Genomic DNA, 23,430 nt, shown 5'->3' with positions numbered 1-23,430 from the left:
CGGCGTGGGGTGGTCCGGTGGCCGTTCGCCCGGCGTGGGGTGGTCGGTACTCCGGGCGCGGCACGCACGTGAGAACAGTCCGGAAGCGAGTGGAAAACAGTCCAGAGGCGAGTGGGGGACGGCAAAGAGAACCGAGCCGTGAGACATCTGTACGTGGCCCCCCGGCCACGCGGTGCATCCCGTCCCCTCGATCAGTCGATGTCGATGCGGTGGGCGTCGTCGTCCTCGTCGGGCGCCTCCATGGTGGGCAGCGAGACCTCGAGGACGCCGTTGCGGTAGGTCGCCTCGATCTCGTCCTCGATGATCTCACCGGGGACGTGGAGCGCCTCGTGGATGTGTCGCGAGCGGGAGATGGAGCCGACGGGCGACTCGTCGGTCACCTCGTGGCGGGCGTCGACGACGAGCTTGCCGTCGTCGAAGCGGAGGTCGATCTCCTCCTTCTCGAAGCCCGGGATGTCGGCCATGACGAGGTAGCCGTCGTCGGTCTGCTCGAGGCTCATGTGGGCCGAGCCCATGCCCGCCATGGAGCGAACGTCGTCGACGCCGTCGTACATCGAGCGTCGCATGCTCTCCATCATCCGTTCCATCTCGTCGAACATGTCAAAGGGGTATCGTCGAATTGCCATTAGCGATTCACCGACCACTAGAAGGCGGTTCGAAATATTAAACGTCGCGGGCGTTATGCTAACCCGTCGCCCGCTGACAGAAAGGGGTCAGGAACGCTCGGCAGTCTCGGCGGCCGCCAGCAACTCCTCGGCGAGGTCACGGACCTCCTCGGGCGTGTAGAGCGTGTGGTCGCCGTGGCCCTGCTGGACGTTCACGTAGCCGTCCTCGGGCTCGACGTACACCGGCGCGACGTGTTCGAGCGGGATGGAGCGTTGACTCTTGGCCATGTCCGGCATTGTGTGGCAAGTAGTAACAAGGTTTCGGCGGTGACGCGAGCTGTGACTCGTGGCGTGAGCGTTGAGAAGTGCACCGTCAGGGATTTGAACCCTGGTCCTCGGCTTTCTTCCAAAACAGGGAACATCCCTATTTTGTCGAAAGGCCAAGATGATTGGCCGGACTACACCAACGGTGCGCACTCCATGCTCCGGGGTGTCGGTGTATAAATGCTACTTTCTCGATGCGGCGTGTCAGAGGTCCCCAGACTCTCTGGGGTCGTCGATTCCTGACTGGAACCCGAGCTTCCCGTAGTCGGCTTTTCCGTGGCAGCGCTGACACAGGAGGACGAGGTTCGACAGGTCGTGAGCAGCGGACAGTGGAACGTCCTCGGCAGCGCGAAGCGCTCGCACCGGGATGATGTGGTGGACGTGAAGCTGCCGTTCACGCCCGTCCTCGCCACAGTGCTGACAGACCTCGTCGCGCTCGATGACGGCAGCCCGAGCCGGCGCCCATCCGGCTCCGTATCGCCCGTCGTATCCACCGCGCCAGTTGGGGTTCGCCTCACCCGCCGTCGACTCACTCATCCGGCGGCGTGTCTCCGGGGGTCGTTTCGTTCCCCGGAGCGAGGTGCTGATCTTCTCCCGCGTCTCGTCTGTCAACGACCGACCCCGGTTGCTCTCAGTGAGTCGTCGTCGCCACTCGTCGGTGAACGCTCTCCCCTGTAACGTCTCGGAGATTCGTCGCTTCACCTCCTCACTCCGCTTCTCGCCGTACAGTCCGTGGTTCTCCCCGTGTACCTCGCGCGTTTCGATGTCGTGGCGGTTCATCCAGTCGCGAATGGTCCGGGGCGATACGTCGCATTCCTCAGCAATCTCCTTCTGGGTCGCCCCCTCGTCGTGGTAGCGACGCCGAAGCCAGTCCTCGTCGCGATACGGCCGCTCCATATCCACTCCTCCCACGGGGAAGGGGTGAAGCCACGCCTGCCGGCGGAACTAAAAGTTGAAAACCGATGAGATGCGGTTCGGAAAACCGCTGGTTCTACTTCCATTCGAACGCCGGCTCACTTCCGTCGGACCGAGGGTCCGACGGCGTCCGCCTCACTTCCCCTCGAAGTTCGGCTCACCGTCGCCCATGAAGGCCGTGATGCCCTCCATGAGGTCGTCGGTGTTGATGAGGTGGCCGAACGCCTGCGACTCGAGTTCGAGGCCGGCTTCCTCGCTCTCCCAGCCAGCGTGCATCGCGCGCTTCGTCAGCCGGCGCGAGATGGGCGGGCCGCCCGCGAGGTCGGCGGCGAGTTCGTGGGCGCGCTCCTCGAACTCGTCGTTCTCGACGACCTCGTTGACGACGTTGTAGTCGTACATCGTCTCGGCGTCGAACCGCTCGGCGGTGAGGATGATCTCCTTCGCACGGGACTGGCCGACGAGCCGCTGGAGGCGCTGGGTGCCGCCCCAGCCGGGCAGGAGGCCGAGGTTGTGTTCGGGGAGGCCAATCTCCGAGCGCTCGGAGGCGAGCCGGAGGTCGGCGCACATCGAGAGCTCGAAGCCGCCACCGAGCGCGAAGCCGTCGATGGCGGCGAGCACGGGCAGTTCGGTCTCCTCGAGCTTGCCGAACGTCGACTGGCCGTGTCGCGAGAGCTCGATGGCGTCGATGGGGTCCGCCGAGGACGCCATGGAGGTGACGTCCGCGCCCGCGGAGAACGCGCGGTCGCCCTTCCCCGTGATGAGGATGGCGCGGACATCGTCGTCGGCCTCGAACATGTCGACGGCTTCCGCAATCTCGTCGAGCATGTCCGGATTGATGGTGTTCATCCGGGCCTCACGCGAGAGGATCATGTGCCCGACCATGTCGCCAGGGTACTCGATCTCGATGTTGGTGAACTCGACGGTGTCGCCGTCGTCGTCGCCACCGTGGAAGCCCCCCGCCTCGGCGGCCTCGCGGAGCGCCTCGCTGACCTCGAAGCGCGGGTGGCCCGTCTCCTCGTGGGCCGCTTCGAGTGCCTCGACGAGCGTGTCGAGGCCGATGTCGTCGGCCATCTTGGCCGGGCCGTCCGGGAATCCACCGCCGAGCATCACGGCTTCGTCGATGTCTGCAGGGTTCGAGACGTCGCCCTCGACGAGGTGGCCGACCTCGTTGGCCATCACGGCGGCGAGACGGTGCTTGATGGCCTCGGTACCGGCGTCCGTCGGGATGTCGGCGCCGTCACCGTCCTCGTAGTCGTAGAAGCCCTTGCCGGTCTTCTTTCCGTACCGCTCCGCCTCGACGGTCTCCTCGAGGAACGGTGCGGGTTCGTAGGCGTCACCGAGCACCTCGTGGAGGTACTCGAGGACGTGGAAGGTGACGTCGTTGCCGACCTGGTCGCCGAGTTCGAACGCGCCCATCGGCAGGCCCATGTCGAACTTCGTCGCGGAGTCGACCTCTTTGACGGTCGCCTCGTCGTTCGAGACCATCCAGCAGGCCTCGTTCATCAGCGGGACGAGGATGCGGTTGACGATGAAGCCGGGCGAGTCCTTGTGGACGCGGACGGGCGTCTTGCCGAACGCCTCCGAGAGCTGCTCGATGGTCTCGAGCGTCTCCTCGGCGGTGTGGGCACCGGAGATGACCTCGACGAGCTGCATCCGGACTGGGGGATTGAAGAAGTGCATCCCGCAGAACTGCTCGGGACGCTCGGTCACTTCCGAGAGCTCCGTGATGGAGAGCGAGGAGGTGTTCGTGGCGAACAGCGCCTCGTCGGGCGCGTACTCCTCGACCTCGCCGTAGACGTCCTTCTTGATCTCCATCTTCTCGGGGACGGCCTCGATGATGACGTCGACGTCCTCGACGGCGTCCTCGACGGGGACGTACGGCGTGACGCGCTCGATGGCGGCGTCGGCCTCCTCGTCGGAGATCTGTTCCTTCTCGGCGAGTTTCTCGAGCGACCACTCGATCTGGTCGTAGCCCTTCTCGACGAACTCCTCTTTGATGTCGCGGAGGTTGACCTCGTAGCCCGCGAGCGCGGCGACCTCGGCGATGCCGTGGCCCATGTTGCCAGCGCCAAGCACCGCGATGGTCTCGATCTCGTCGAATTCCATGAACGTTCGCAACGAACGTTGGCGTAGGTTTGAACCTTTCCGTATCGCCCGGTCTTGCGGCCGCTAAAACCCGTTTCGAGGGGTTGTGCGTTTGAGAAGAACTATGTGGGATTGATTGTGATAATAGAGAGAATGGATTTCGACCTGTCAGACGAGCAGAAACAGATGCAGCAGGAGGTCCGCCGGTTCGGTGAGAACGAGATTCTCCCCCACGCCGTCGAGTACGACGTCGAGGAGAAGTACCCGTACGACATCGTCGAGAAGGCCGCCGAGATGGGCCTGACCGGCATGTCCATCCCGCTCGACTACGGCGGTGCCGGCTACTCGCCGCTCGACACCATGATCGTCGCGGAGGAGCTGTTCGCTATCGACCCCGGTATCGGGTTCTGTATCCTCGCCTCGGGCTTCGGCTGTGAGGCCATCATCGAGTTCGGCACCGAGGAGCAGAAAGAAGAGTACCTCCCCGACGTCGCCAAAGGTGAGGCCGTCTCCGGCGCGGCCATCTCGGAGCCGCACGCGGGGTCCGACGTGGCGTCCATCTCGACGCGCGCGGAGAAGGACGGCGACGAGTGGGTCATCAACGGCAACAAGATGTGGATCTCGAACGGCACCGTCGGCGACTTCTTCGTCGTCCTCTGTGACACCAATCCGGACGCCGACGGCCGGTACAACGGCTTCTCGCAGATCATCGTCGAGGCCGACCGCGACGGCTTCAAAGCCGACAAGATCACCGGCAAACTCGGCATCCGTGCGAGCGACACCGCGGAACTCATCTTCGACGACGTGCGCGTCCCCGAAGAGAACCTGGTGGGGACGCGCGGCATGGGCTTCCTCCAGCAGATGCAGTTCTTCGATGCCACCCGAACCGGTGTCGCCGCACAGGGCGTGGGAATCGCGAAGGGGGCCGCCGAGCGGGCGCTCGACTACGCGCAGGAACGCGAGCAGTTCGGCAAACCTATCGGCGAGTTCCAGGCCATCCAGCACAAACTCGCGGACATGTTCACGAAGATCGAGGCCGCGCGCATGCTCACGTACAAATCCGCCTGGTCCGTCGAGAACACCGACGGCCAGATCACCACCCTCGCCTCCATGGCGAAGGAGTACGCCTCGCGTATCGCCGTCGACGTCGCCAACGAAGCCGTCCAGATCCACGGCGGCGCTGGCTACGTCAACGACTTCGACGTCGAACGGTTCTACCGCGACGCCAAGATCACCCAGATCTACGAGGGCACCACCGAAATCCAGAAGAACATCATCGCCCGCGAGCTCCAGGGCAAGGGCCTCGCGTAACCCACGGTTCCCACGCTTCCGGTTCTGGCCGCGCGATTCGTCCGAGGTTGCGCCACGCAGTCGAGGCACGAACACGCTGTGGCCCGGGTCGAACCATTTCTCTCTTTGAAAATTCTGCGAATACAAAGTCCATTTATATACTGCGCTGCACCCCCCCGGAGCCACGGCGATTCGGCGACCGAATATAAACGAACCGTATATCGCCCGCGCGCCGACAAAGACCCCCAACACCCGACACCCGCTTCCAGCGTTAGACAGGTTCTCGCTTGCGGATAACGCTGTTAGGAAGAATTGGGTTTATGTAGTTCCAACAGTAACTGCGAGTCATGGACTTCGAACTATCCGAAGAACAGCAGCAGTTGCAGAAGGAGGTGCGGCGGTTCGCGGAGAACGAGGTCAAACCGGTCGCCACCGAGTACGACGTCGAGGAGAAGTATCCGCACGACGTGATGGAGAAGGCTGCGAAGAACGGCCTGCTGGGCGGCGGCCTCCCCATCGAGTACGGCGGTGCCGGGCTGGACACGCTCGACACGTCCATCGTCGTCGAGGAGATGTTCGCGGCCGACCCGGGCATCGGCTTCTGTATCACCGCTTCCGCGTTCGGGAGCGAGGCCATCGTCGAGTTCGGCACCGAAGAGCAGAAGGAGAAGTATCTCCCGCCCATCGCCTCGGGCGAGTCCGTGATGGGCGCGGCCATCTCCGAGCCCGACACCGGCTCCGACGTCTCCTCCGTCTCCACGACCGCCGAGAAGGACGGCGACGAGTGGGTCATCAACGGCACCAAGATGTGGATCTCGAACGGCACCGTCGGCGACTACTTCGTCGTGCTGTGTAAGACCGACCCCGACGCCGACGGCCGGTACAACGGCTTCTCGCAGATCATCGTCGAGTCCGACCGCGACGGCTTCAAGGCCGACAAGATCACTGGCAAACTCGGCATCCGTGCCTCGGACACGGCAGAGCTCATCTTCGACGACGTGCGCGTCCCCGAAGAGAACCTCGTCGGGACGCGGGGCATGGGCTTCCTCCAGCAGATGCAGTTCTTCGACGAGACGCGCACCGGAGTCGCCGCGCAGGCCGTCGGTATCGCACGAGGTGCCGCCGAGCGTGCGCTCGACTACGCGCAGCAGCGAGAGCAGTTCGGCCAGCCCATCGGTGAGTTTCAGGCCATCCAGCACAAGCTCGCCGAGATGCACACGAACATCGAGGCCGCGCGCATGCTCACGTACAAGTCCGCCTGGTCCGTCGACAACGCGGAGGGCCAGCTGACGACCCTCGCCTCCATGGCGAAGGAGTACGCCTCGCGCGTCGCCGTCGACGTCGCCAACGAAGCCGTCCAGATCCACGGCGGCGCCGGCTACGTCAACGACTTCGACGTCGAACGGTTCTACCGCGACGCCAAAATCACCCAGATCTACGAGGGCACCACCGAAATCCAGAAGAACATCATCGCCCGCGAGCTCCAGGGCAAGGGCTTCTAATCCCGGTCCCCCGACGTTCGCGCGCGTTCTCTCGGCTCACCCCCGGCAACTGCACCCCCTCGCATCGACACCTTTTACCGCGACGACGGCGCACATCTTCCCATGCTGACCGCCCACGTCAGGCTCGGTGGTCGCTCCGTCTCTCAGCCAGCCGTCTCGCCGGCTGCCTGTTGCTGTTGTTGAGGTGCCTTCTTGCCCGACTGTTCGCCCGCTCACTACCCCACTCAACGACAGCACCATGTTCGACAGACTCCGCGAAGACATCCGCACCGCGCTCGAAACCGACCCCGCCGCCACCTCGACGAGAGAGGCCCTGCTGTATCCGGGGCTCCACGCCGTCTGGGCACACGTCTTTCTCGCCCATCCGCTCTGGAACCGCGACTGGCGATTCACCGCCCGCCTCGTCTCGCAGGTCGTCCGCTTCCTCACCGGCGTCGAGATTCATCCCGGCGCGACCCTCGGCCGCCGCGTGTTCATCGACCACGGGATGGGCGTCGTCATCGGCGAGACGGCCGAAATCGGCGACGACGTGAACATGTACCACGGCGTGACGCTCGGCGGGAAATCCAGCGAGCGCATCAAGCGCCACCCGACCGTCGAGGACGGCGTGACCCTCGGCGCGAACGCCACGCTCGTCGGCGCGATTACAGTCGGCGAGGGCGCGAAGGTGGGCGCGGTCGCGGTCGTCGTGAAGGACGTTCCGGCGGGGGCGACGGTGGTCGGGAACCCCGCGAAGGAGGTCGCACGCGACGAGAGCGTCCGGGTCGGTCAGGCTAGCCAGTCGTAACCCGCCTGGAGCCGGGCCTTCGCCCCGTGGTCGACGACCTCGCCGTGGCCGGGGACGAGCCGGTCGAACTCCCACGCCAGCACCTCGTCGATGCCGCGCCGGAGCGTCGCCTCGTTCGTCACGGTCGCTCGAAGGTCGGGCGGGGCACCGACGCGGCGGTACATCCCGGCGAGCCGGGCGACGAGGCGAGTCGTCAGGGGACTCGACGGGCCGATGTGGTAGCCGTAGTCGCCCATGACGACCGTCCCGCTCTCGCGGTGGAGGAACGTGAGTTCGGTTATCCAGCGGTGGCCGTCGAGGACGACCTGGTCGATGGACTCGGCCCACCGCGCGTCGGGCGCGTCACCGAGCACCGCGTCGAACCGGAGGTCCGTACGCCGCGCCGCGAGCCCCGGCGCGGCGAGCAGTTCCACGTCGGGGTACGCGGCCCGGTACTGCTCCATGTAGAGGTGGCCGTGGAGTTTGCTCCCGGCGGCGACGAACCGGACCTCCCCGAGGTCGTCCAGCTGGCGACGGAGGTCGGGGGTCAGCTGAGCGGGTGACTGGACGAACAACCCTCCGTCGGGGAGTCGTATCACCGTCATCAGCCGCCCGATCTCGAGCCGGAAGAACTGCAGCGGCTCCTCGTGGACCCAGATGTCCGTCGCCAGGTGCCGGACCATGCCACACTGTCGACACGACCGGGCAAAGCCGTGTCGCCGAGGCGGTCGGAGCGTCAGTCGACCGCGCGCCAGAGGTAGCGGCTCGCGTACGACCGGTAGGGGCGCCACCGCTCGGCGTGGTCGACCATCCCCGCGCGGTCGTCCTCGTCGAAGCCGTAGAGCGCGTCCATCCCCTTGCGGATGCCGAGGTCCTCGACCGGGAACACGTCCTCGCGTGCGAGGACGAAGATGAGCGCCATCTTCGCGGTCCACTCCCCCACACCTTTGATCTCGGTGAGCGCCGTGACCACCTCGTCGTCGTTCATTTCAGCGAGCCGCTCGCGGGAGAGCCCGTCCTCGAAGGCGCGGGCGATGTTCCGGACGTAGTCGATCTTCTGGGCGGAGAGCCCCGCGTCTCTGAGAACAGCGTCGTCCGCGGCCAGCAGGCCCGCGGGTGTCACGTCCACCTGCTCGAACACCCGCTCCCGGATGGCGGCGGCCGACTGCACCGAGAGCTGCTGGTTGATGATCGCGACGACGAGCCGCGCGAACGGGTCGTCGGCCGGTTCGAGCGCGATGGGGCCGTGCGCCTCGACGAGCGGAGCGAGTTCCGGGTCCTCGCGCAGCGCCGCGTGTGCCGCGTCCATGTCCCGAGTGGGTATGGGAGGCTAATGAGGCTCCCGGCCTCGCTCGGCAGAGCGAACGCGTCGCTCGTCAGTGGGGAGGCGAACGAGAATCGAGACGGGCCGCAGGAGTCGGTGTCGGGTTACTCGAGGTAGTCCTCTTCCTCCTCGCTCTCGCCGGAGACACCCTCGGCGTCCTCGTCGGCGCGGCGGCGCACGTCGACGTGGTAGTGCTGGAGGATGTCGCGCCCGAGCAGGAGGGGGTAGTCCATGTGCGAGCGGTCCTCGATGCTCGCGGTGACCGTGTGCTGGCGGCCGCTGATGCCGACGACGAGGTCGACGACCGGGCGCGAGCGCCCGCTCTTCACCGAGCCGGACTTGATCTTCACGATGTCCTTGATGGGGCCGGTCCCGATTTCGGCGGCGAGTCGCGCGTCGATGCTCGTGCGGGTCGCGCCCGTGTCGGACTTCGCGAGGACGGTCTTCGAGCCGCGGGTCCCCATGGCGACGACCTCCTCGATGTAGCCGATGGCGGTCGTCTCCTCGTACTTCTGTGTGGGCTCGCGTGGCATACACGCCGGCCGCGAGTCGTCGAGCGTCGCCGCGAGTTCGTACACCCGCTCCTGGTCGACTTCGCCACCGGCATGCTCGATGGCGAGCCGGGCGATGAACGGCGCCGGAGAGCGACCGGTCGCCTTGAACAGCCCCTTGAACCCCGCGGTCGGGTTCACCTCGAGGATGTAGTAGCCGTCCTCACCCTCGACGATGTCGACGCCGGCGTAGTCGAGCCCCACGACGTCGGCGGCGTGTTTCGCCATCGTCGCGACCTCGTCGGTGAGCGCGTCGCCCGCGTCCTCGACGTCGCCGCCGAGCGCGACGTTCGTCCGCCACTCGCCTTCGGGGGCGTAGCGGTTCATGGCGCCGACGACCTTCTCGCCGACGGTGTAGATGCGCAGGTCCGAGTGTCGCTCCTCGTCGTGGTCGATGAACCGCTGGAGGAACGCCTGGCGCGACCCGACCATCGGGTTGACCGGGTCGTCCGCCGACACCTTCCACGTCCCGCCGCCGTGGGTGCCGATGGCGGTCTTGTAGACGACCTCCTCGCCGAACTTCTCGCGGTCGGCGTTGAGCCCCTCCGCGGAGAGCGCCATGTACGCGTCCGGCACCGGGAGCCCGGCGTTCGCGAGCGCGGTGCCGGTCGCGAACTTGTGCATCGCGGTCATCGTCTCCATCGGGTGGTTCAGCATCGGGCGCATCCGGTCGAGCATCGTCGCCAGCCCCAGCGCCTCCGCGGGCTGTTCTTCCTTCGAGAGCAACAGGCGGTTGACGATGATGTCGACGTCCGGGTCGAGCGTCACTTCGCCGTCGTCGATGTCGACGGAGAGCGTCTCTGCGCGCAGCCACTCGGTCCCGTAGCCGAGGTCGTCCACCGCGTTCAGGATGGCCTTCGTCTCCTTCGAGTTGTGGAGACTCAGCACCCCAACCGTGATGTCGTCGGTCTCGTCGGTCATAGTTCACAGCGCGACGGGGGGTCGGAAAGAATTGACGGTACTCCTGTGTGGGGCTGCAACCCGGTCACCGAGCCGGGGTGGTTTATATGTAGTCGCGCCCGACGGTCGGTATGACCGACGGCGCGTTCACGTACGACGGCGGCATCGTCGCGCCGGGTGAGACACAGAACATCCGGTACTCCGTCTCCGAGACGTATCTCGGGGACGCCATCAAGGTCCCCGTCACCATCATCAACGGGGAGCGGCCGGGACCGACGGTGTTCCTCTCGGCGGCCGCCCACGGTGACGAACTCAACGGCATCGAGGTCGTCCGCGAGGTCGCCCACGACTGGGACCACTCGGAGCTCCGCGGGACGCTCGTCTGTATGCCGGTCCTCAACGTCCCCGGCTTCATCGCCCAGGAGCGGTACCTCCCCATCTACGACCGCGACCTGAACCGCTCGTTTCCCGGCGACCCCGGCTCGACGAGCGCGAAGCGCATCGCCAACCGCGTGTTCCGCAACTTCATCGAACCCTGCGACCTCGGACTCGACTTCCACACCTCGACCCGCGGACGAACCAACATGCTGCACGTCCGCGCCGACATGGGTAACCCTGACGTGGCCCGTGTCGCGAACGCCTTCGCCTCGAACGTCATCATCGCGAGCGAAGGTCCGGAGGGCTCGCTCCGCACGGAGGCCTCCGCGGCGGGTATCCCGACCATCACCATCGAGATGGGCGAGGCGCACCGCTTCCAGCGCGATCTCATCGACCAGGCGCTCGCCGGGACGCTCTCGGTGCTCGCGGAGTTCGGGCTCCGCGAGGAGCAGATGGTGGCGTGGCCCGGCTGGCGGACCGTCATCGAGGATGCCGGCGAGAAGACATGGCTTCGGGCGGACACCGGTGGGCTGGTCGAGATGCACCACGACCGAGGTGCACTCGTCGAGGAAGGCGACCGCGTCTGTACCATCACGAACCCGTTCAAGGAGGACCACGATGTCGTCACCGCGCCGTTCACGGGGCTGCTGGTAGGCATCCTCGAGAACCCGCTGGTGTACCCGGGGAACCCGCTGTGTCACCTCGTGAAACTCGACGACCGCATCCGGACCGCGCTCGAGCGCCAGCAGGCACGACTCTCGCGGTCGTAACTCACGGACGTGGCTCACAGTCGTGACAGCGTAAAGCCGGCAGGCACCGCCGCGAGGGCGCGACAAGGTAGTAACTACTATGACAAGCCGACCCTGAGACACAGGTGCATGAGTCAATCGTACGACCGAGGCCTCATCGAGGACTTCGGCCGGTGGACCGAGTTCTCCGCCGGCATGTGGGCCTGGGTCTTCCACAAGTTCACCGGGTGGGTGCTCATCGGGTACCTGTTCACCCACATCGCGGTCCTCTCGACCGCAACGGTGGACGCTACGACCTACACCCAGACGATCCAGGCCCTCGAAGGCCTGCTCGTCGTCCGGATCCTCGAGGTCGGCCTCCTCGCCGTCGCGGTGTTCCACATCCTCAACGGCGTCCGACTGCTGTTCGTCGACCTCGGCGTCGGACTAGAATCGCAGGACAAGAGCTTCTACGCGTCGCTGGTGCTCACGGGGGCAATCGTGGTCGCCAGCGTCCCAACCTTCCTCGCGGGGGCGTTCTGATATGGCGGAACAGTACTCCTCGTTCGACCGGAAGGGGTCGCGCTGGCTGCTCCAGCGGCTGACGGCGGCGTTCCTCGTCGTCGTGCTCGCGTTCCACTTCATGACGCTTCACTTCGTTAACCACGCGGCCGAAGTGACGTTCATGGGGACGCAGATGCGGATGCAGCAGCCGGGCTACCTGATCACGATGATCGCGTTCGGCCTCACGGCGACGTTCCACGGCGTCAACGGGGTCTACAACGCGCTCGTCAATCAGGGGCTCGACGGCACGGGCAAGAGCGTCATGAAGTACGTGCTCGTCATCGCGGCGCTCGTGCTGTCCATCCAGATCGTCCGCCTCGCGCTCGTCATGGCAGGTGTTTCCTTCGCATGAGTACGCAAGTTCCCGAGACAGAGACCGAGACCGAACCGGAGCCGGAACCAGAACCGGAGGCCGAGTCCGAAGCCACGGATGCACCCGAGGCCGAAGACCAGGACTTCGGTGCGGAGACGCGCCGCCGCGCACAGGCGGCACTCGAGAAGGCCGACCGCACGGTCGAGCTGAAGGTGTTCCGCTACGACCCCGAAGTGCCCGAGAAGGAAGAGCCGCGGTTCGACACCTTCACCGTCCCGTTCAAGAAGGGGATGACCGTGCTCGACGCGCTGATGTGGGCCCGCGACTCCTACGACTCGTCGCTCACGTTCCGGCACTCCTGCCGGCAGGCCGTCTGTGGCTCCGACGCGCTGTTCGTCAACGGCAGCCAGTGTCTCGGCTGCAAGACGCAGGTCGCCGACCTGGCCGACAAGGGCATCCCGAAGACGGTCCGCATCGAGCCGCTCCCGCACGCCGAGGTCGTCAAGGACCTCGTCGTCGACTTGGAGCACTTCTACGACCAGATGGAGGCCGTCGAGCCGTACTTCCAGGACGAGGACCTCCCGAGCGGCCTGAACGAACAGCGGCAGACCCGCGAGAACCGTGAGAAGATCAAGATGTCCACGCGGTGTATCTGGTGTAGCGCGTGTATGTCCTCGTGTAACATCGCGGCGGGCGACAACCAGTATCTCGGTCCCGCGGCCATCAACAAGGCCTACCGGTTCGCGATGGACGACCGCGAGGGCGAGGACCTCAAAGAGCACCGCCTCAACATCATCGAGCAGGAACACGGCGTCTGGCGGTGTCAGACCCAGTTCTCCTGCACCGAGGTGTGTCCGAAGGACATCCCGCTCACCGAACACATTCAGGAACTGAAGCGCGAGGCCGTGAAGAAGAACCTGAAGTTCTGGTAGAGACACCCTGAAGTCAACGAAATCCTAACTCAAAACCATGCACGAACACGACGTCATCGTCGTCGGCGGTGGGGGCGCCGGTCTCCGAGCGGCCATCGCGGCCCACGAGGAGGGGGCCGACGTGGCCATCGTCACGAAGCTCCACCCGGTGCGCTCGCACACGGGTGCAGCCGAAGGCGGCATCAACGCCGCGCTGCGCGACGGCGACGACTGGCACGACCACGCCTACGACACGATGAAGGGCTCGGACTACCTGGGCGACGCCCCAGCTATCGAGACCCTCTGTGAGATGAGCCCCGAAGAGACGATTCAACTGGAGCACTGGGGGATGCCGTTCTCGCGCGAGGACGACGGTCGCGTCTCCCAGCGCCCCTTCGGCGGGCTCTCGTTCCCCCGCACCACGTACGCGGGTGCCGAGACCGGCCACCACCTGCTCCACACGATGTACGAGCAGGTCGTCAAGCGCGGCATCACGGTGTACGACGAGTTCTACGTCATCAACCTCGCCGTCACCGGCGAGGAGGACCCCGAAGAGCGCTCCTGTCATGGCTGCATCGCCTACGACATCAAGAGCGGCGACCTCGTCGGGTTCAAGGCCTCCGGTGGCGTCATCCTCGCGACCGGTGGCGACGGGCAGGCGTTCGACCACACGACCAACGCCGTCGCCAACACCGGCGACGGCCCGGCGATGGCCTATCGTGCCGGGGTGCCGCTGGAGGACATGGAGTTCGTCCAGTTCCACCCGACGACGCTCCCCTCGACGGGCGTCCTCATCTCCGAGGGTGTCCGTGGGGAGGGTGGTATCCTCTACAACAGCGAGGGTGAGCGGTTCATGTTCGAACGCGGCTACGCGAACAACGCCGGCGAACTCGCCTCCCGTGACGTGGTCTCGCGCGCCGAGCTGACGGAGGTCAACAACGGGCGCGGTATCGAAGACGAGTACGTCTATCTCGACATGCGCCACCTCGGCGAGGAGCGCATCACGGACCGCCTCGAGAACATCCTCCACCTCGCGGAGGACTTCGAGGGCGTCGACGGCCTCGAAGAGCCGATGCCAGTCAAACCCGGCCAGCACTACCACATGGGCGGCATCGAGGTGAACGAGCACGGCGAGTCCTGCATTTCGGGACTCTACGCCGCAGGCGAGTGTGCCTGCGTCTCCGTCCACGGCTCCAACCGACTCGGCGGCAACGCGCTGCCCGAACTCATCGTGTTCGGGGCGATGGCTGGCCGCCACGCCGCCGGCAAGGACCTCGGCGAGGCCGAGATCAAGACCGGTCCCTCCGCCTCCATCGAGGAGGAGACGGACATCGAGACGCCCGTCGCGCCGGGCGCCATCGACCAGCCGGACCCGGACGTCGCGGCGGACGGTGGAGCACTGGCGGACGCGGACGCGGTCGTCGAGCGTGCGCTCGAGCGCGAGCGCGAGCGCATCGAGACCCTGATGGAGCGCGACGGCGTCAACCACGCCGACATCCGCTCTGACCTCCAGGACGCGATGACCCGCTGGGTCAACGTGTTCCGCGAGGAGGAGGGGCTGAAGAAGGCGCTCGAGGCCATCCGCGAGTGCCGCGAACGCTACCAGGAGGTCGCCGTGGCGGACCCCTCCCGGACGTTCAACACGGACCTCATCCACACCATCGAGACGCGCAATCTCATCGACGTCGCCGAGACCATCACCCTCGGCGCGCTCGCCCGCAACGAGTTCCGCGGTGCCCACTGGCGCGCGGAACACCAGGAGCGCGACGACGAGAACTGGCTCAAGCACACGATGATCGCGTGGAACGACGGCCAGCCGCACATCTACTACACGAACGTCATCCTCGAGGGCGCGGACAAGAAGTACGAGCCGAAGATCCGCTCCTACTGAATCTCACCTCCACCGTCTGGTGGAGACATCCGCTCGGGCGTTCGCAGTAGCAGTCCTGCCGACGGTCGGATCTCCGAACGCGAAGACTCTCAGTCGTTGCCGAGCACCACGCGGAACGGGAACAGGATTACGGTGACGAGGCCCTGCAGCAGCTTCGCCGTCAGCCGCACGGTCACGCGAAGGAGCTTCCAGGCGCCGGCGAAGGCAGCGCGAACCAGTTTCAAGCCGAGTGGAATCGTTTTCAGCACCCCCCTGAACACACCGGCGAGCACCCGGAGGGTATGCTTCACGAGCAACAGCAGCCCCCGAAGTAGCCCAGCGACCAGCCGGAACGGAGCTGCGAGTAGCCTACCGATAGTCCCCGACATGCCTGTCACTCCTGTAGTTCCGTCATCGGTTCGGAGCTGCCCGTGACCGTTTCCTCGTCGCTCCCGTCGGAGGCGGTGACGAACGTCGCCACGGCTGCACCGACTCCTCCGAGGACGATGGCCAGTACTATCGTGAGCGCACCAACGAACCCGGCCACTGGACCAGCAAGGAGTCCGACGGCGAGCCCGATTCCACCACAGCCTACGATCGCGACGGACCTGTTCATGGGTTCTCAGACACTGACGGGCGGTGAGCGCCCCCGACGCTTCGAACGACCGCACGCGCAGTGCCAGCCTGGCTCTCCGGGAGGATGTATCGGTCTGACACGGTGTCGTCCGGCGTTTTGTGACGAAGGTCGATACGGATTCCACCGGGAATCCGCTCGGTCGCATTCATCAGCAACCAAATTGCGAGCCCGAGAAGGATGAGTCCGACCACCACCCCGATCGCCGCACCGTCGCCGCCGGTGTCGAGCCCCAGAAACGCGACGACGACGCCCAGCAGGCCGAAGAGTATCCCCGCGACCATCTTCATCGTGTCCGTGTTCGTCGTCGACCCCTGGATCGACACGTCCACCTTCGCGACGTCGGTGAACAGCGTCGTCTCGATGTTCTCGATGCTCTTGCCCGTAGCGGATTCGGTCTGCTGGATATCCAACACTCGCCGGTCCGTCACGGCGAACGTTCGCGTGTCCCCCGCCGAAACCGCATTGACCTGTTCTTGTTCAGATATGTACTCGTCGACTTCGTTAGCCATCGACGTCCCCCCTGTAGTCGTACTCATAGGTCGGTGTCCGGTTCCCACACAAGAAGTATCAACACTTCAAATTTTCGTACCGAATGATATTGTTCAATAATTTTCATGCGTGTCTACAGGAGAATTTTCCGGTGGTTTGATGTATGTCCTCAAAGACATGTTGTTGACCCAATGGGTCGTACACGGAGCTGATCAGTAGATGGACACACTCCACACTCGTGGTTCCATTCTGGGAGGAGCACTCGGTACAGCAGTTGCACTAGTGTTCGTGTTCGTGACACATGCGCTGTACATCGAGGCTACACTCATGGGCTCACGCGGCCTCGAGATCGCCGTTCAGACGACGATACGGACGCTCACTGCGTACAGTAGCTGGCTACTCGTCGTCGCACTCGGTGGCCTCGGTGGCCTACTGGTCGGCTACGGGTGGTCCAAATCGGTGCACGGCCGCGGCGACGCTACCGGTACAACGATACGAGAGATCGACCAGTGAGGTAGCGAGGAGGCTCGAGGTCCCTCGTCCTCCGGTCACGGCCAGCAGTGACCCCTCCATCCCCCGGTAACACCCACGTCAGCGGCCACTCAAGTCGTTCCAGCCCGTAGGCACGGCAATGGCAGACATCACGCCCACAGCGGGCATCCACCACGTCACCTGCATCGCGGGCGACCCCCAGCGGAACATGGACTTCTGGGTCGAGACCCTCGGACTCAGACTCGTCAAGCGCTCGATCAACCAGGACGACCCGAGCACGTACCACTTCTTCTTCGCGGACGCCGAAGGGAACCCCGGCACCTCGATGACGTTCTTCCCGTGGGAGAACCTCTCGCGCGGGAAGGTCGGCTCCGGGCAGGTCTCCCGCACGGCGTTCAGAGTCCCCGAGGGGAGCCTCGACTACTGGGAGGACCGATTCGACGAGTACGGCGTCGAGTACGACGACCGCGTCGAGCGCTTCGGCGAGACGGTTCTGCCGTTCGAAGACCCCGACGGGCTCCCGGTCGAACTGGTCGAAGTCGAGATCCCCGACGACGATCCCACGGTGCCGTGGACGGAGTTCGTCCCCGAAGAGTACGCGATTCGCGGGTTCCACTCGGTGACGCTCTGGCTCGCCGACCCCCAGCGCACCGAGGACCTGTTGCGGACGATGGGGCTCGAAGAGGTGGGAACCGAACAGGCACAGGGCGACACCCCCGGTGATGAACGAACCCGGTTCGCAGCCGCGGGTCCGGTCGGCAGGTACGTCGACATCCTCCCCACGATTCAGGGCGGCCGGGAGGGTCACGGCACGGTCCACCACGTCGCGTTCCAGACACCGACCGACGAGGACCAGTCCGCGATGCGCGAGGCCGTCCAGTCGATGGGGCTCCGGCCGACGGCACAGATCGACCGCCACTGGTTCCGCTCGGTCTACTTCCGGGAGTTCAACGGCGTGCTGTTCGAGCTCGCGACGAGCGGGCCGGGCTACACCGACGACGAGCCGCTCGACGAGCTCGGTGGCCGGCTCGTCCTCCCCGGCAAGTTCGAGGCCCGCCGCGAGCAGATAGAGGCGGGGCTGACAGACGTGACGGTTCCGCGCGCCGAGCAGGTCGAGGCCGACGACTGAGCGGCGTCAGAGGCCGAGCGCGCCGAGCAGGTCGAACCCCCAGCCGGCACGCTCGACGAGTTTGAACCCCACGTAGATACCGACGATACCGAGCACGCCCGCGACGTTCGGCGGGGCGGGGATGGGCACTTCGAGGAACGCGAACGCGGCACCGGTGAGCGTCCCCGTCAGGAACGCGAGGACGGCGATTGTCGTCTCCATGCTCCCCACCCCACGCGGCGCGACCAAAAGCGACACGAGTCGGCGGCGACCGTCAGTCCGTGACGCGACCCCGGCGCTTCATCGCCGAGCCCGTACCGACGAACAGGAGTGCGAGCGCGCCGAGCGCAGCCGCAGGGACGTTCGGGAGGTAGCCGGTCACGAGCGCGAGCGCGCCGAGGACGAACCCGAGGAGTCCCGCGACCAGCACCAGTTCACCGACCAGCCGATAGGTTCGCGCGTGCATCGTCGTTCACGCTAGCTGATACGACGGCCGAGACGATAGCCGTTGCTGGGTGAGCGAATGATGGGGGCCGGCCGGTAGGTCTATGGCCCGTCCCGCCACCTCCACAGGTATGCAGGCTGTCATCCTCGCCGCTGGCGAGGGCACCCGGATGCGTCCGCTCACCGAGTCGGTCCCGAAACCGATGTTACCCGTGGCCGACCGGCCGCTCGTCGCACACACCGCCGACGCGGCCGTCGACGCCGGCGCAGACGAACTCGTCCTGGTCGTCGGCTACGAGGGCGAGCGCGTCCGCGACCACTTCGGCGACGAGTATCGGGGTGTCCCCGTCGCCTACGCCACACAGGAGGAGCAGCTCGGGACCGCCCACGCCGCGGCCGCCGCCTACGAACACCTCCACGACGACTTCGTCGTCCTCAACGGCGACGACCTCTACGACACCGACGCCATCGACGCGTTGTTCGAAGCCTGTCCCGCTGTCGGCGGCTACGAGGTCGAGAACCCCCGACCGTACGGCGTGTTCTCCATCGACGACGGCCACGTCACCGGCATCGTCGAGAAGCCGGCCGAGCCGCCGAGCAACCGCATCAACGTCGGGGCGTACCACTTCCCCGCAGAGGCCGCCGACTGGCTCACCGAGGTCGAACTGAGCGAGCGTGGCGAGTACGAGATTACGGACGTCGTCGAGCGGGTCATCAACGCGTACGACGTGACCGCCGTCCCGGTCGAGCGCTGGATGGGCGTCGGCCGCCCGTGGGAGCTCCTCGAAGCGAACGAGTGGAAGCTCGGGGAGCTCGACCGACGTATCGACGGCGACGTCCACGAGCAGGCCGACCTCCGCGGCAACGTCGTGGTCGAAGACGGCGCGACGGTCGACGCGGGCGTGGTCATCGAGGGGCCGGCGCTGATTCGGTCGGGCGCCGATGTCGGGCCGAACGCCTACATCCGGGGGGCGACGCTCCTCGCCGAGAACGCCCACGTCGGCAACGGCGTCGAACTGAAGAACACGGTCGTGATGCGCGACAGCAACGTTCCGCACCTGTCGTACGTCGGCGACAGCCTGCTGGGCGAGCGCGTGAACCTCGGCGCCGGCACCCAGGTCGCGAATCTCAGACACGACGGCGACGACGTGGTCATCACCGTGAAGGGCGAGCGCGTCTCCACCGGTCGACGAAAGTTCGGCGTCGTCGTGGGGCCGGGCGCGAAGACGGCCATCAACACCTCCATCAACGCCGGTGTCGTGCTCTCTGCGGGTGCGACCTCGACCCCCGGCGAGTCGGTACTGCGCGACAGATAAAGCCGCAACCACGGGGGATTATCACACCCACTCCCCAACGGGCGAACATGACGGTAGAGACGCCCGACCTCTCGGGCCAGACTGCGTTCATCACGGGGACGACTCGCGGCATCGGCAAGCACATCGCGCTCGCGCTCGCCGAGTGCGGCTGTAACATCGTCTCGACGGGCAAGACCAGCGAGGAGGACGACTACGGTGAGGAGCGCGACCTCGAAGGCACCATCGAGCAGACCGCCCGCGAGGTGCGGGAAATCGGGCCGGAAGCCATCTCCATCAAGCTCAACGTCCGCGACGAGGAGCAGGTCGAGGCCGCCGCCCAGCGCGCCATCGACTACTTCGACGAGGTGAACATCGTCATCAACAACGCGAGCGCCATCCAGATCGCGAACGTCGAGGACCTGCCGGCGAACCGGTTCGACCTCATGACCGACGTGAACGTTCGCGGGACGTACCTCGTCACCCGCGCGTTCATGGACCACCTGAAGGAGGTCGACAACGCGTGGCTGCTGACGAACGCACCGCCGGTCGCCATCGACCGCGCGCCGGGGAAAGCGCCGTACTCGTGGTCGAAGATGGGGATGTCGTTCATCACGCTCTCGCTCGCGACCGAACTCGGCGGCTACGACATCGGCTGTAACTCCTTCTGGCCCGTGACCGCCATCGACACCCGTGCGACCCGCTACTTCGGGCTCGGTACGGAGGACGACTGGCGGACGCCGGATATCGTCTCGGACGCCGTCCTCGAGATTCTGAAGCGCGACCCCGCCGAGTACACGGGCAACGCCGTGTACGACGAGGAGATCCTGCGTGAAGCCGGCGTCGAGGACTTCTCGGAGTACAACCTGACCGAGGGCGACCCGTCGCCGATGTCCGCACAGATGTTCGACCCCGAGTTCGAGCGCCCGTGATACCTGCCGCTGACTGTACGGATAAGTGCGGGAACGTACTACTGCCGGTAAGATGGTAGACCCGACCTCGGACCTCGGTGAAGACGTCACCGAGGAGAACGCGCCGCGGTGTTCGACCTGTGGCGACCCCATCGTGCAGGACCCGACCCATCGGGTCATCACGTGGGTCGAAAACGACGACGTGCAGACCGCCCACTTCTGCGACGACTCGTGTCGCAGTCAGTGGGACGGCCAGTAACGGCGTACAGGAACCATATTTTCCCTACCCAAGGTACCAACGGTCCGGTAACGCCAGGAATAGCTACGACGCCAGCTGAAATAAAGGGTTGTGACTGTTTATCACATCGACACGAGCGGTGAACCGAGCGATACCACCCACAGCCGGCTGGGAACCGCCGGACGCGTGAGGACCGGCAGAGGACGCGGAGAACCGTCACGGTGAGCGGTTCGAACAGTGCGTAGAAACCTCCTACCCCGATGGTCGCAGGTCCGCCTCGCGACGCCGATAGACCCCCACTCACGGCAACAGCTGGGAGGGAGTCACCGCCCGCCGCTTGCCGCCTGCCCTGAACCTATTTGGTTCGCTCGCCTCAGGTTACTGTATGGATTTCGACCTGTCCGACGAACAGCAGCAGCTCGTGAGGGAGGTCCGACGGTTCGCTGACAACGAGGTACGGCCGGTCGCGACCGAGTACGACGTCGCCGAGGAGTTCCCCCACGACGTGGTGGCGAAGGGGGCGGAGATGGGGCTCACCGGTGCGCAGATTCCCGTGGAGTACGGTGGGGCAGGGTTCTCGACGCTCGACATCGCGCTCGTCATCGAGGAGTTGTACGCCGCCGACCCCGGCATCGGCGGGAGCGTGCTCGGCACCGCCTTCGGCAGTGAGGCCATCGTCGGCTTCGGAACGGAGGAGCAGAAAGCGGAGTACCTCCCCGACGTGGCTGCTGGTGACGCGATTATGGGCGCGGCCATCTCGGAGCCGCACGCGGGGTCCGACGTGGCGTCCATCTCGACGCGCGCGGAGAAGGACGGCGACGAGTGGGTCATCAACGGCAACAAGATGTGGATCACGAACGGTTCGGTGGGTGACTTCTTCGTCGTCCTCTGTCAGACCGACCCCGACGCCGACGGCCGGTACAACGGCTTCTCGCAGATCATCGTCGAGGCCGACCGCGACGGGTTCACCTCGGAGAAGATCACGGGGAAGATGGGGATTCGCGCCAGCGACACCGCGGAACTCATCTTCGACGGCGTTCGTGTCCCCGAGGAGAACCTGGTCGGCACCCGCGGCATGGGCTTCCTCCAGCAGATGCAGTTCTTCGACGAGACGCGCACCCAGGTCGCTGCGCAGGGCGTGGGTATCGCGAAGGGGGCCGCCGAACGTGCGCTCGACTACGCCCAGGAGCGCGAGCAGTTCGGCAAACCCATCGGTGAGTTCCAGGCCATCCAGCACAAACTCGCCGAGATGCACACGAACATCGAGGCCGCGCGCATGCTCACGTACAAGTCCGCGTGGTCCGTCGACAACAAGGAAGAACAGTTGACGACGCTGGCGTCGATGGCGAAGGAGTACGCCTCGCGTATCGCCGTCGACGTCGCCAACGAAGCCGTCCAGATCCACGGCGGCGCCGGCTACGTCAACGACTTCGACGTCGAACGGTTCTACCGCGACGCCAAAATCACCCAGATCTACGAGGGCACCACCGAAATCCAGAAGAACATCATCGCCCGCGAGCTGCTGGGCAAAGGGTTCTGAGAGCGGACTGCCGCTCCCTGGCGCCCCTTAACTTCTTGTAGGGGGCCGCAGCCACCCACGCCGTGCGCTGATGTTCGCCGATGGGTGACCCGCGGTCGTGCGACACACCATCCATCGGAGCGACCGTGTCGCCTGCCCGCCCTATCCCTCGACGCTCGCGAACAGGAAGTAGAGGACGAACACGCCCAGCGGCAGGATGAGCACCGAGAGTCCCGCGACGAGCAGCGCCGTCTCGATGGGGCCGAGTTCGGCGCCGCTCACGGTGACGGTGAGGCCAGCCGGGAACGCGGGGGCCGCGACCAGAAGCCCGACGAGGATACCGATGGCGAACGAGATGGCCGTCCCGACCGTGTCCTGTTGTGTCGGCGTAGTTCCCATATCGACCGTCACCACCGCAGGGGGCAAAACCCTACCGCAGCACTAACACGAGGAGCGTCGTGACGGCCGGCCCGACCGTGACCCCAGTGACGACGATAGCGAGGGCGTTGCCGGCGACTGCGTCGGAACGAATCGCGCGAGCCACCAGCGTGGCGACGAGACAGCCAACGAGGACACCGAACACCGCGGCCGGCCAGCCGACGCTCGTCGACGCCGTCGGGAGGTCACGAGCGACCGAGACCAGCGCGGCGGTGACGCTCGTCCCGACCTGTCCGTACACGTCGATACCGACGGCTGTGGCGGTGCCGAGCAACGCGAATCCGAAGACGACGAGGTAGCCGACCCACCGCGTCGTCGCGAGCGTCGTCGGGTCGACGAACCCGAGCAGCACGTAGGCGAGCGCCGCGAGCATCGCCGCGAGCATCGGCGTCGCCGACAGCCACAGCAGCCCGGCGCCATCGAGTTCCTGCCGGACGAGCAGCGTCACCAGCAGGACGACGGCCATCCCCAGCCCCGCCGCGGCGAGGTAGCGACCCGACCCCGGCCCGTAATCCCGGAGCGTCGCGAGCTGGAGCAGCGGCACCCAGACGAGCCCCGCGACGACGAACGCCAGCAACAGTCCAGCCGGGAGCCGCAACACCGGCGCGAGCGTCGCTGGATACGCACCCGTGACCGAGAGCGTATCGAACAGGCCCGCGACGACCGCCCACGGTGCGATCGCGAGGACCGTCAGTCCCGTCACTGGCGGGCGCTGTACCGCCAGCAGCGCGACGATCAACACCGCCGCGAGCCCGACGCCGACGAGTGCCACCGTCTCGGCCACAACCATACGTTACTCGAGCAGGGGGACGAAAAGAAGGTTTCGCGTACCGGGC

General features: G+C 65.9%; 28 protein-coding genes and 1 tRNA gene. 14 read left to right on the top strand and 15 right to left on the bottom strand.

All coding sequences use genetic code 11. From position 1 onward, the window contains the following. Positions 1-191 precede the first annotated feature (191 nt). The 5 genes from NL126_RS14695 to NL126_RS14675 all read right to left on the bottom strand — a co-directional run bounded on the left by NL126_RS14695 (position 192) and on the right by NL126_RS14675 (position 3,950). Positions 192-599, bottom strand: coding sequence for an Hsp20/alpha crystallin family protein (locus NL126_RS14695; protein WP_255195633.1), 408 nt, complete (start codon positions 597-599; stop codon positions 192-194). Positions 600-713: 114 nt separating this feature from the next. Continuing rightward, on the bottom strand, positions 714-893 hold the full coding sequence (locus NL126_RS14690; RefSeq protein WP_255195632.1) for a hypothetical protein: 180 nt from the start codon (positions 891-893) through the stop codon (positions 714-716). Positions 894-971: 78 nt separating this feature from the next. Beyond that, positions 972-1,078 (bottom strand) — tRNA-Glu (locus NL126_RS14685). A 55-nt stretch (positions 1,079-1,133) separates the two neighbouring features. Beyond that, positions 1,134-1,826 (bottom strand): NUMOD3 domain-containing DNA-binding protein, encoded by a 693-nt coding sequence (locus NL126_RS14680; RefSeq protein WP_255195631.1) that lies wholly within the window; start codon positions 1,824-1,826, stop codon positions 1,134-1,136. Positions 1,827-1,979: 153 nt separating this feature from the next. Next, positions 1,980-3,950: a 3-hydroxyacyl-CoA dehydrogenase/enoyl-CoA hydratase family protein gene (locus NL126_RS14675; RefSeq protein WP_255195630.1), complete on the bottom strand. Its 1,971-nt coding sequence runs from the start codon at positions 3,948-3,950 to the stop codon at positions 1,980-1,982. Between the two features lie 132 nt (positions 3,951-4,082). On the opposite strand from NL126_RS14675, the gene NL126_RS14670 reads away from it, so the two are divergent. The 3 genes from NL126_RS14670 (at position 4,083) to cysE (ending at position 7,508) form a co-directional block, all read left to right on the top strand. Then, positions 4,083-5,240: an acyl-CoA dehydrogenase family protein gene (locus NL126_RS14670; RefSeq protein WP_255195629.1), complete on the top strand. Its 1,158-nt coding sequence runs from the start codon at positions 4,083-4,085 to the stop codon at positions 5,238-5,240. 326 nt (positions 5,241-5,566) lie between these two features. After that, positions 5,567-6,721 (top strand): acyl-CoA dehydrogenase family protein, encoded by a 1,155-nt coding sequence (locus tag NL126_RS14665; RefSeq protein WP_255195628.1) that lies wholly within the window; start codon positions 5,567-5,569, stop codon positions 6,719-6,721. 238 nt (positions 6,722-6,959) lie between these two features. Then, on the top strand, positions 6,960-7,508 hold the full coding sequence (cysE, locus tag NL126_RS14660; RefSeq protein ID WP_255195627.1) for a serine O-acetyltransferase: 549 nt from the start codon (positions 6,960-6,962) through the stop codon (positions 7,506-7,508). On the opposite strand, the gene NL126_RS14655 is transcribed toward cysE, so the two are convergent. The 3 genes from NL126_RS14655 to NL126_RS14645 all read right to left on the bottom strand — a co-directional run bounded on the left by NL126_RS14655 (position 7,490) and on the right by NL126_RS14645 (position 10,283). Then, positions 7,490-8,170 carry a DUF4336 domain-containing protein gene (locus tag NL126_RS14655; protein WP_255195626.1) on the bottom strand — a complete coding sequence of 227 codons (681 nt, stop codon included), beginning with the start codon at positions 8,168-8,170 and terminating at the stop codon, positions 7,490-7,492. The genes cysE and NL126_RS14655 overlap by 19 nt on opposite strands. 53 nt (positions 8,171-8,223) lie before the next feature. Then, on the bottom strand, positions 8,224-8,796 hold the full coding sequence (locus NL126_RS14650; protein WP_255195625.1) for a DNA-3-methyladenine glycosylase family protein: 573 nt from the start codon (positions 8,794-8,796) through the stop codon (positions 8,224-8,226). 119 nt (positions 8,797-8,915) lie between these two features. After that, positions 8,916-10,283: a putative ATP-dependent zinc protease gene (locus NL126_RS14645; RefSeq protein WP_255195624.1), complete on the bottom strand. Its 1,368-nt coding sequence runs from the start codon at positions 10,281-10,283 to the stop codon at positions 8,916-8,918. Positions 10,284-10,393: 110 nt separating this feature from the next. Here NL126_RS14645 and NL126_RS14640 point away from each other — a divergent pair, with 110 nt between their 5' ends. The 5 genes from NL126_RS14640 to NL126_RS14620 all read left to right on the top strand — a co-directional run bounded on the left by NL126_RS14640 (position 10,394) and on the right by NL126_RS14620 (position 15,047). Continuing rightward, positions 10,394-11,410, top strand: a complete 1,017-nt coding sequence (locus NL126_RS14640) for a succinylglutamate desuccinylase/aspartoacylase family protein (protein WP_255195623.1) — start codon at positions 10,394-10,396, stop codon at positions 11,408-11,410. Positions 11,411-11,518: 108 nt separating this feature from the next. Next, positions 11,519-11,911, top strand: a complete 393-nt coding sequence (gene sdhC / locus NL126_RS14635) for a succinate dehydrogenase, cytochrome b556 subunit (protein ID WP_255195622.1) — start codon at positions 11,519-11,521, stop codon at positions 11,909-11,911. A 1-nt stretch (position 11,912) separates the two neighbouring features. Then, a complete protein-coding gene (locus NL126_RS14630; RefSeq protein ID WP_255195621.1) occupies positions 11,913-12,284 on the top strand; it encodes a succinate dehydrogenase/fumarate reductase transmembrane subunit in 372 nt (123 codons plus the stop codon). Then, positions 12,281-13,177, top strand: a complete 897-nt coding sequence (locus NL126_RS14625; RefSeq protein WP_255195620.1) for a succinate dehydrogenase/fumarate reductase iron-sulfur subunit — start codon at positions 12,281-12,283, stop codon at positions 13,175-13,177. The genes NL126_RS14630 and NL126_RS14625 overlap by 4 nt, the downstream gene beginning before the upstream one ends. A gap of 37 nt (positions 13,178-13,214) precedes the next feature. After that, positions 13,215-15,047, top strand: coding sequence for an FAD-binding protein (locus NL126_RS14620; protein WP_255195619.1), 1,833 nt, complete (start codon positions 13,215-13,217; stop codon positions 15,045-15,047). A gap of 89 nt (positions 15,048-15,136) precedes the next feature. On the opposite strand, the gene NL126_RS14615 is transcribed toward NL126_RS14620, so the two are convergent. The 3 genes from NL126_RS14615 to NL126_RS14605 are packed head-to-tail and all read right to left on the bottom strand — an operon-like array spanning position 15,137 to position 16,220. After that, positions 15,137-15,415, bottom strand: a complete 279-nt coding sequence (locus NL126_RS14615; RefSeq protein WP_255195618.1) for a hypothetical protein — start codon at positions 15,413-15,415, stop codon at positions 15,137-15,139. A 5-nt stretch (positions 15,416-15,420) separates the two neighbouring features. Continuing rightward, positions 15,421-15,642 (bottom strand): hypothetical protein, encoded by a 222-nt coding sequence (locus NL126_RS14610; protein WP_255195617.1) that lies wholly within the window; start codon positions 15,640-15,642, stop codon positions 15,421-15,423. Then, the gene (locus tag NL126_RS14605) at positions 15,639-16,220 is read right to left on the bottom strand and encodes a sulfite exporter TauE/SafE family protein (protein WP_255195616.1); all 582 of its coding nucleotides are present in this window, start codon (positions 16,218-16,220) and stop codon (positions 15,639-15,641) included. Before NL126_RS14605 ends, NL126_RS14610 begins: the two co-directional genes overlap by 4 nt. Positions 16,221-16,371: 151 nt before the next feature. On the opposite strand from NL126_RS14605, the gene NL126_RS14600 reads away from it, so the two are divergent. Together NL126_RS14600 and NL126_RS14595 are read left to right on the top strand one after the other, a co-directional pair. Further along, positions 16,372-16,665 carry a hypothetical protein gene (locus NL126_RS14600; RefSeq protein WP_255195615.1) on the top strand — a complete coding sequence of 98 codons (294 nt, stop codon included), beginning with the start codon at positions 16,372-16,374 and terminating at the stop codon, positions 16,663-16,665. Between the two features lie 118 nt (positions 16,666-16,783). Beyond that, positions 16,784-17,773 carry a ring-cleaving dioxygenase gene (locus tag NL126_RS14595; RefSeq protein WP_255195614.1) on the top strand — a complete coding sequence of 330 codons (990 nt, stop codon included), beginning with the start codon at positions 16,784-16,786 and terminating at the stop codon, positions 17,771-17,773. 6 nt (positions 17,774-17,779) lie between these two features. Here NL126_RS14595 and NL126_RS14590 read toward each other — a convergent pair whose 3' ends face one another. Further along, a complete protein-coding gene (locus NL126_RS14590; RefSeq protein WP_255195613.1) occupies positions 17,780-17,974 on the bottom strand; it encodes a XapX domain-containing protein in 195 nt (64 codons plus the stop codon). Between the two features lie 52 nt (positions 17,975-18,026). Then, the gene (locus tag NL126_RS14585) at positions 18,027-18,218 is read right to left on the bottom strand and encodes a hypothetical protein (protein ID WP_255195612.1); all 192 of its coding nucleotides are present in this window, start codon (positions 18,216-18,218) and stop codon (positions 18,027-18,029) included. A 109-nt stretch (positions 18,219-18,327) separates the two neighbouring features. On the opposite strand from NL126_RS14585, the gene glmU reads away from it, so the two are divergent. The 4 genes from glmU to NL126_RS14565 all read left to right on the top strand — a co-directional run bounded on the left by glmU (position 18,328) and on the right by NL126_RS14565 (position 22,177). Beyond that, a complete protein-coding gene (gene glmU, locus NL126_RS14580) occupies positions 18,328-19,512 on the top strand; it encodes a bifunctional sugar-1-phosphate nucleotidylyltransferase/acetyltransferase (RefSeq protein ID WP_255195611.1) in 1,185 nt (394 codons plus the stop codon). Positions 19,513-19,559: 47 nt separating this feature from the next. After that, positions 19,560-20,420 (top strand): SDR family oxidoreductase, encoded by an 861-nt coding sequence (locus NL126_RS14575; RefSeq protein WP_255195610.1) that lies wholly within the window; start codon positions 19,560-19,562, stop codon positions 20,418-20,420. Positions 20,421-20,472: 52 nt separating this feature from the next. Beyond that, a complete protein-coding gene (locus NL126_RS14570; RefSeq protein ID WP_255195609.1) occupies positions 20,473-20,658 on the top strand; it encodes a DUF7576 family protein in 186 nt (61 codons plus the stop codon). Positions 20,659-21,022: 364 nt separating this feature from the next. Beyond that, positions 21,023-22,177: an acyl-CoA dehydrogenase family protein gene (locus NL126_RS14565; protein ID WP_255195608.1), complete on the top strand. Its 1,155-nt coding sequence runs from the start codon at positions 21,023-21,025 to the stop codon at positions 22,175-22,177. 141 nt (positions 22,178-22,318) lie between these two features. Here the strand turns inward: NL126_RS14565 and NL126_RS14560 are convergent, their stop codons facing one another. After that, positions 22,319-22,555: a hypothetical protein gene (locus NL126_RS14560; RefSeq protein ID WP_255195607.1), complete on the bottom strand. Its 237-nt coding sequence runs from the start codon at positions 22,553-22,555 to the stop codon at positions 22,319-22,321. Positions 22,556-22,586: 31 nt separating this feature from the next. Then, positions 22,587-23,384, bottom strand: a complete 798-nt coding sequence (locus tag NL126_RS14555) for a hypothetical protein (protein ID WP_255195606.1) — start codon at positions 23,382-23,384, stop codon at positions 22,587-22,589. Positions 23,385-23,430 lie beyond the last annotated feature (46 nt).

Source organism: Halorarius litoreus, assembly GCF_024362405.1.
Classification (GTDB): domain Archaea; phylum Halobacteriota; class Halobacteria; order Halobacteriales; family Haloarculaceae; genus Halorarius; species Halorarius litoreus.
The sequence above is the reverse complement of the archived record's forward strand: the minus strand, read 5'-3'. Positions and strand labels throughout refer to the sequence as shown.

Excerpts from the sequence above, each read along its gene's own strand:
- NL126_RS14655 (WP_255195626.1), bottom strand. The coding sequence starts at position 8,170 with ATGGTCCGGCACCTGGCGACGGACATCTGGGTCCACGAGGAGCCGCTG.
- NL126_RS14570 (WP_255195609.1), top strand. The coding sequence starts at position 20,473 with ATGGTAGACCCGACCTCGGACCTCGGTGAAGACGTCACCGAGGAGAAC.
- NL126_RS14590 (WP_255195613.1), bottom strand. The coding sequence starts at position 17,974 with ATGGAGACGACAATCGCCGTCCTCGCGTTCCTGACGGGGACGCTCACC.
- NL126_RS14610 (WP_255195617.1), bottom strand. The coding sequence starts at position 15,642 with ATGAACAGGTCCGTCGCGATCGTAGGCTGTGGTGGAATCGGGCTCGCC.
- cysE (WP_255195627.1), top strand. The coding sequence starts at position 6,960 with ATGTTCGACAGACTCCGCGAAGACATCCGCACCGCGCTCGAAACCGAC.
- NL126_RS14630 (WP_255195621.1), top strand. The coding sequence starts at position 11,913 with ATGGCGGAACAGTACTCCTCGTTCGACCGGAAGGGGTCGCGCTGGCTG.
- glmU (WP_255195611.1), top strand. The coding sequence starts at position 18,328 with ATGCAGGCTGTCATCCTCGCCGCTGGCGAGGGCACCCGGATGCGTCCG.
- NL126_RS14620 (WP_255195619.1), top strand. The coding sequence starts at position 13,215 with ATGCACGAACACGACGTCATCGTCGTCGGCGGTGGGGGCGCCGGTCTC.
- NL126_RS14595 (WP_255195614.1), top strand. The coding sequence starts at position 16,784 with ATGGCAGACATCACGCCCACAGCGGGCATCCACCACGTCACCTGCATC.
- NL126_RS14675 (WP_255195630.1), bottom strand. The coding sequence starts at position 3,950 with ATGGAATTCGACGAGATCGAGACCATCGCGGTGCTTGGCGCTGGCAAC.
- NL126_RS14565 (WP_255195608.1), top strand. The coding sequence starts at position 21,023 with ATGGATTTCGACCTGTCCGACGAACAGCAGCAGCTCGTGAGGGAGGTC.
- NL126_RS14560 (WP_255195607.1), bottom strand. The coding sequence starts at position 22,555 with ATGGGAACTACGCCGACACAACAGGACACGGTCGGGACGGCCATCTCG.
- NL126_RS14650 (WP_255195625.1), bottom strand. The coding sequence starts at position 8,796 with ATGGACGCGGCACACGCGGCGCTGCGCGAGGACCCGGAACTCGCTCCG.
- NL126_RS14640 (WP_255195623.1), top strand. The coding sequence starts at position 10,394 with ATGACCGACGGCGCGTTCACGTACGACGGCGGCATCGTCGCGCCGGGT.
- NL126_RS14670 (WP_255195629.1), top strand. The coding sequence starts at position 4,083 with ATGGATTTCGACCTGTCAGACGAGCAGAAACAGATGCAGCAGGAGGTC.
- NL126_RS14575 (WP_255195610.1), top strand. The coding sequence starts at position 19,560 with ATGACGGTAGAGACGCCCGACCTCTCGGGCCAGACTGCGTTCATCACG.
- NL126_RS14615 (WP_255195618.1), bottom strand. The coding sequence starts at position 15,415 with ATGTCGGGGACTATCGGTAGGCTACTCGCAGCTCCGTTCCGGCTGGTC.
- NL126_RS14585 (WP_255195612.1), bottom strand. The coding sequence starts at position 18,218 with ATGCACGCGCGAACCTATCGGCTGGTCGGTGAACTGGTGCTGGTCGCG.
- NL126_RS14695 (WP_255195633.1), bottom strand. The coding sequence starts at position 599 with ATGTTCGACGAGATGGAACGGATGATGGAGAGCATGCGACGCTCGATG.
- NL126_RS14625 (WP_255195620.1), top strand. The coding sequence starts at position 12,281 with ATGAGTACGCAAGTTCCCGAGACAGAGACCGAGACCGAACCGGAGCCG.
- sdhC (WP_255195622.1), top strand. The coding sequence starts at position 11,519 with ATGAGTCAATCGTACGACCGAGGCCTCATCGAGGACTTCGGCCGGTGG.
- NL126_RS14690 (WP_255195632.1), bottom strand. The coding sequence starts at position 893 with ATGGCCAAGAGTCAACGCTCCATCCCGCTCGAACACGTCGCGCCGGTG.
- NL126_RS14555 (WP_255195606.1), bottom strand. The coding sequence starts at position 23,384 with ATGGTTGTGGCCGAGACGGTGGCACTCGTCGGCGTCGGGCTCGCGGCG.
- NL126_RS14680 (WP_255195631.1), bottom strand. The coding sequence starts at position 1,826 with ATGGAGCGGCCGTATCGCGACGAGGACTGGCTTCGGCGTCGCTACCAC.
- NL126_RS14600 (WP_255195615.1), top strand. The coding sequence starts at position 16,372 with ATGGACACACTCCACACTCGTGGTTCCATTCTGGGAGGAGCACTCGGT.
- NL126_RS14645 (WP_255195624.1), bottom strand. The coding sequence starts at position 10,283 with ATGACCGACGAGACCGACGACATCACGGTTGGGGTGCTGAGTCTCCAC.
- NL126_RS14665 (WP_255195628.1), top strand. The coding sequence starts at position 5,567 with ATGGACTTCGAACTATCCGAAGAACAGCAGCAGTTGCAGAAGGAGGTG.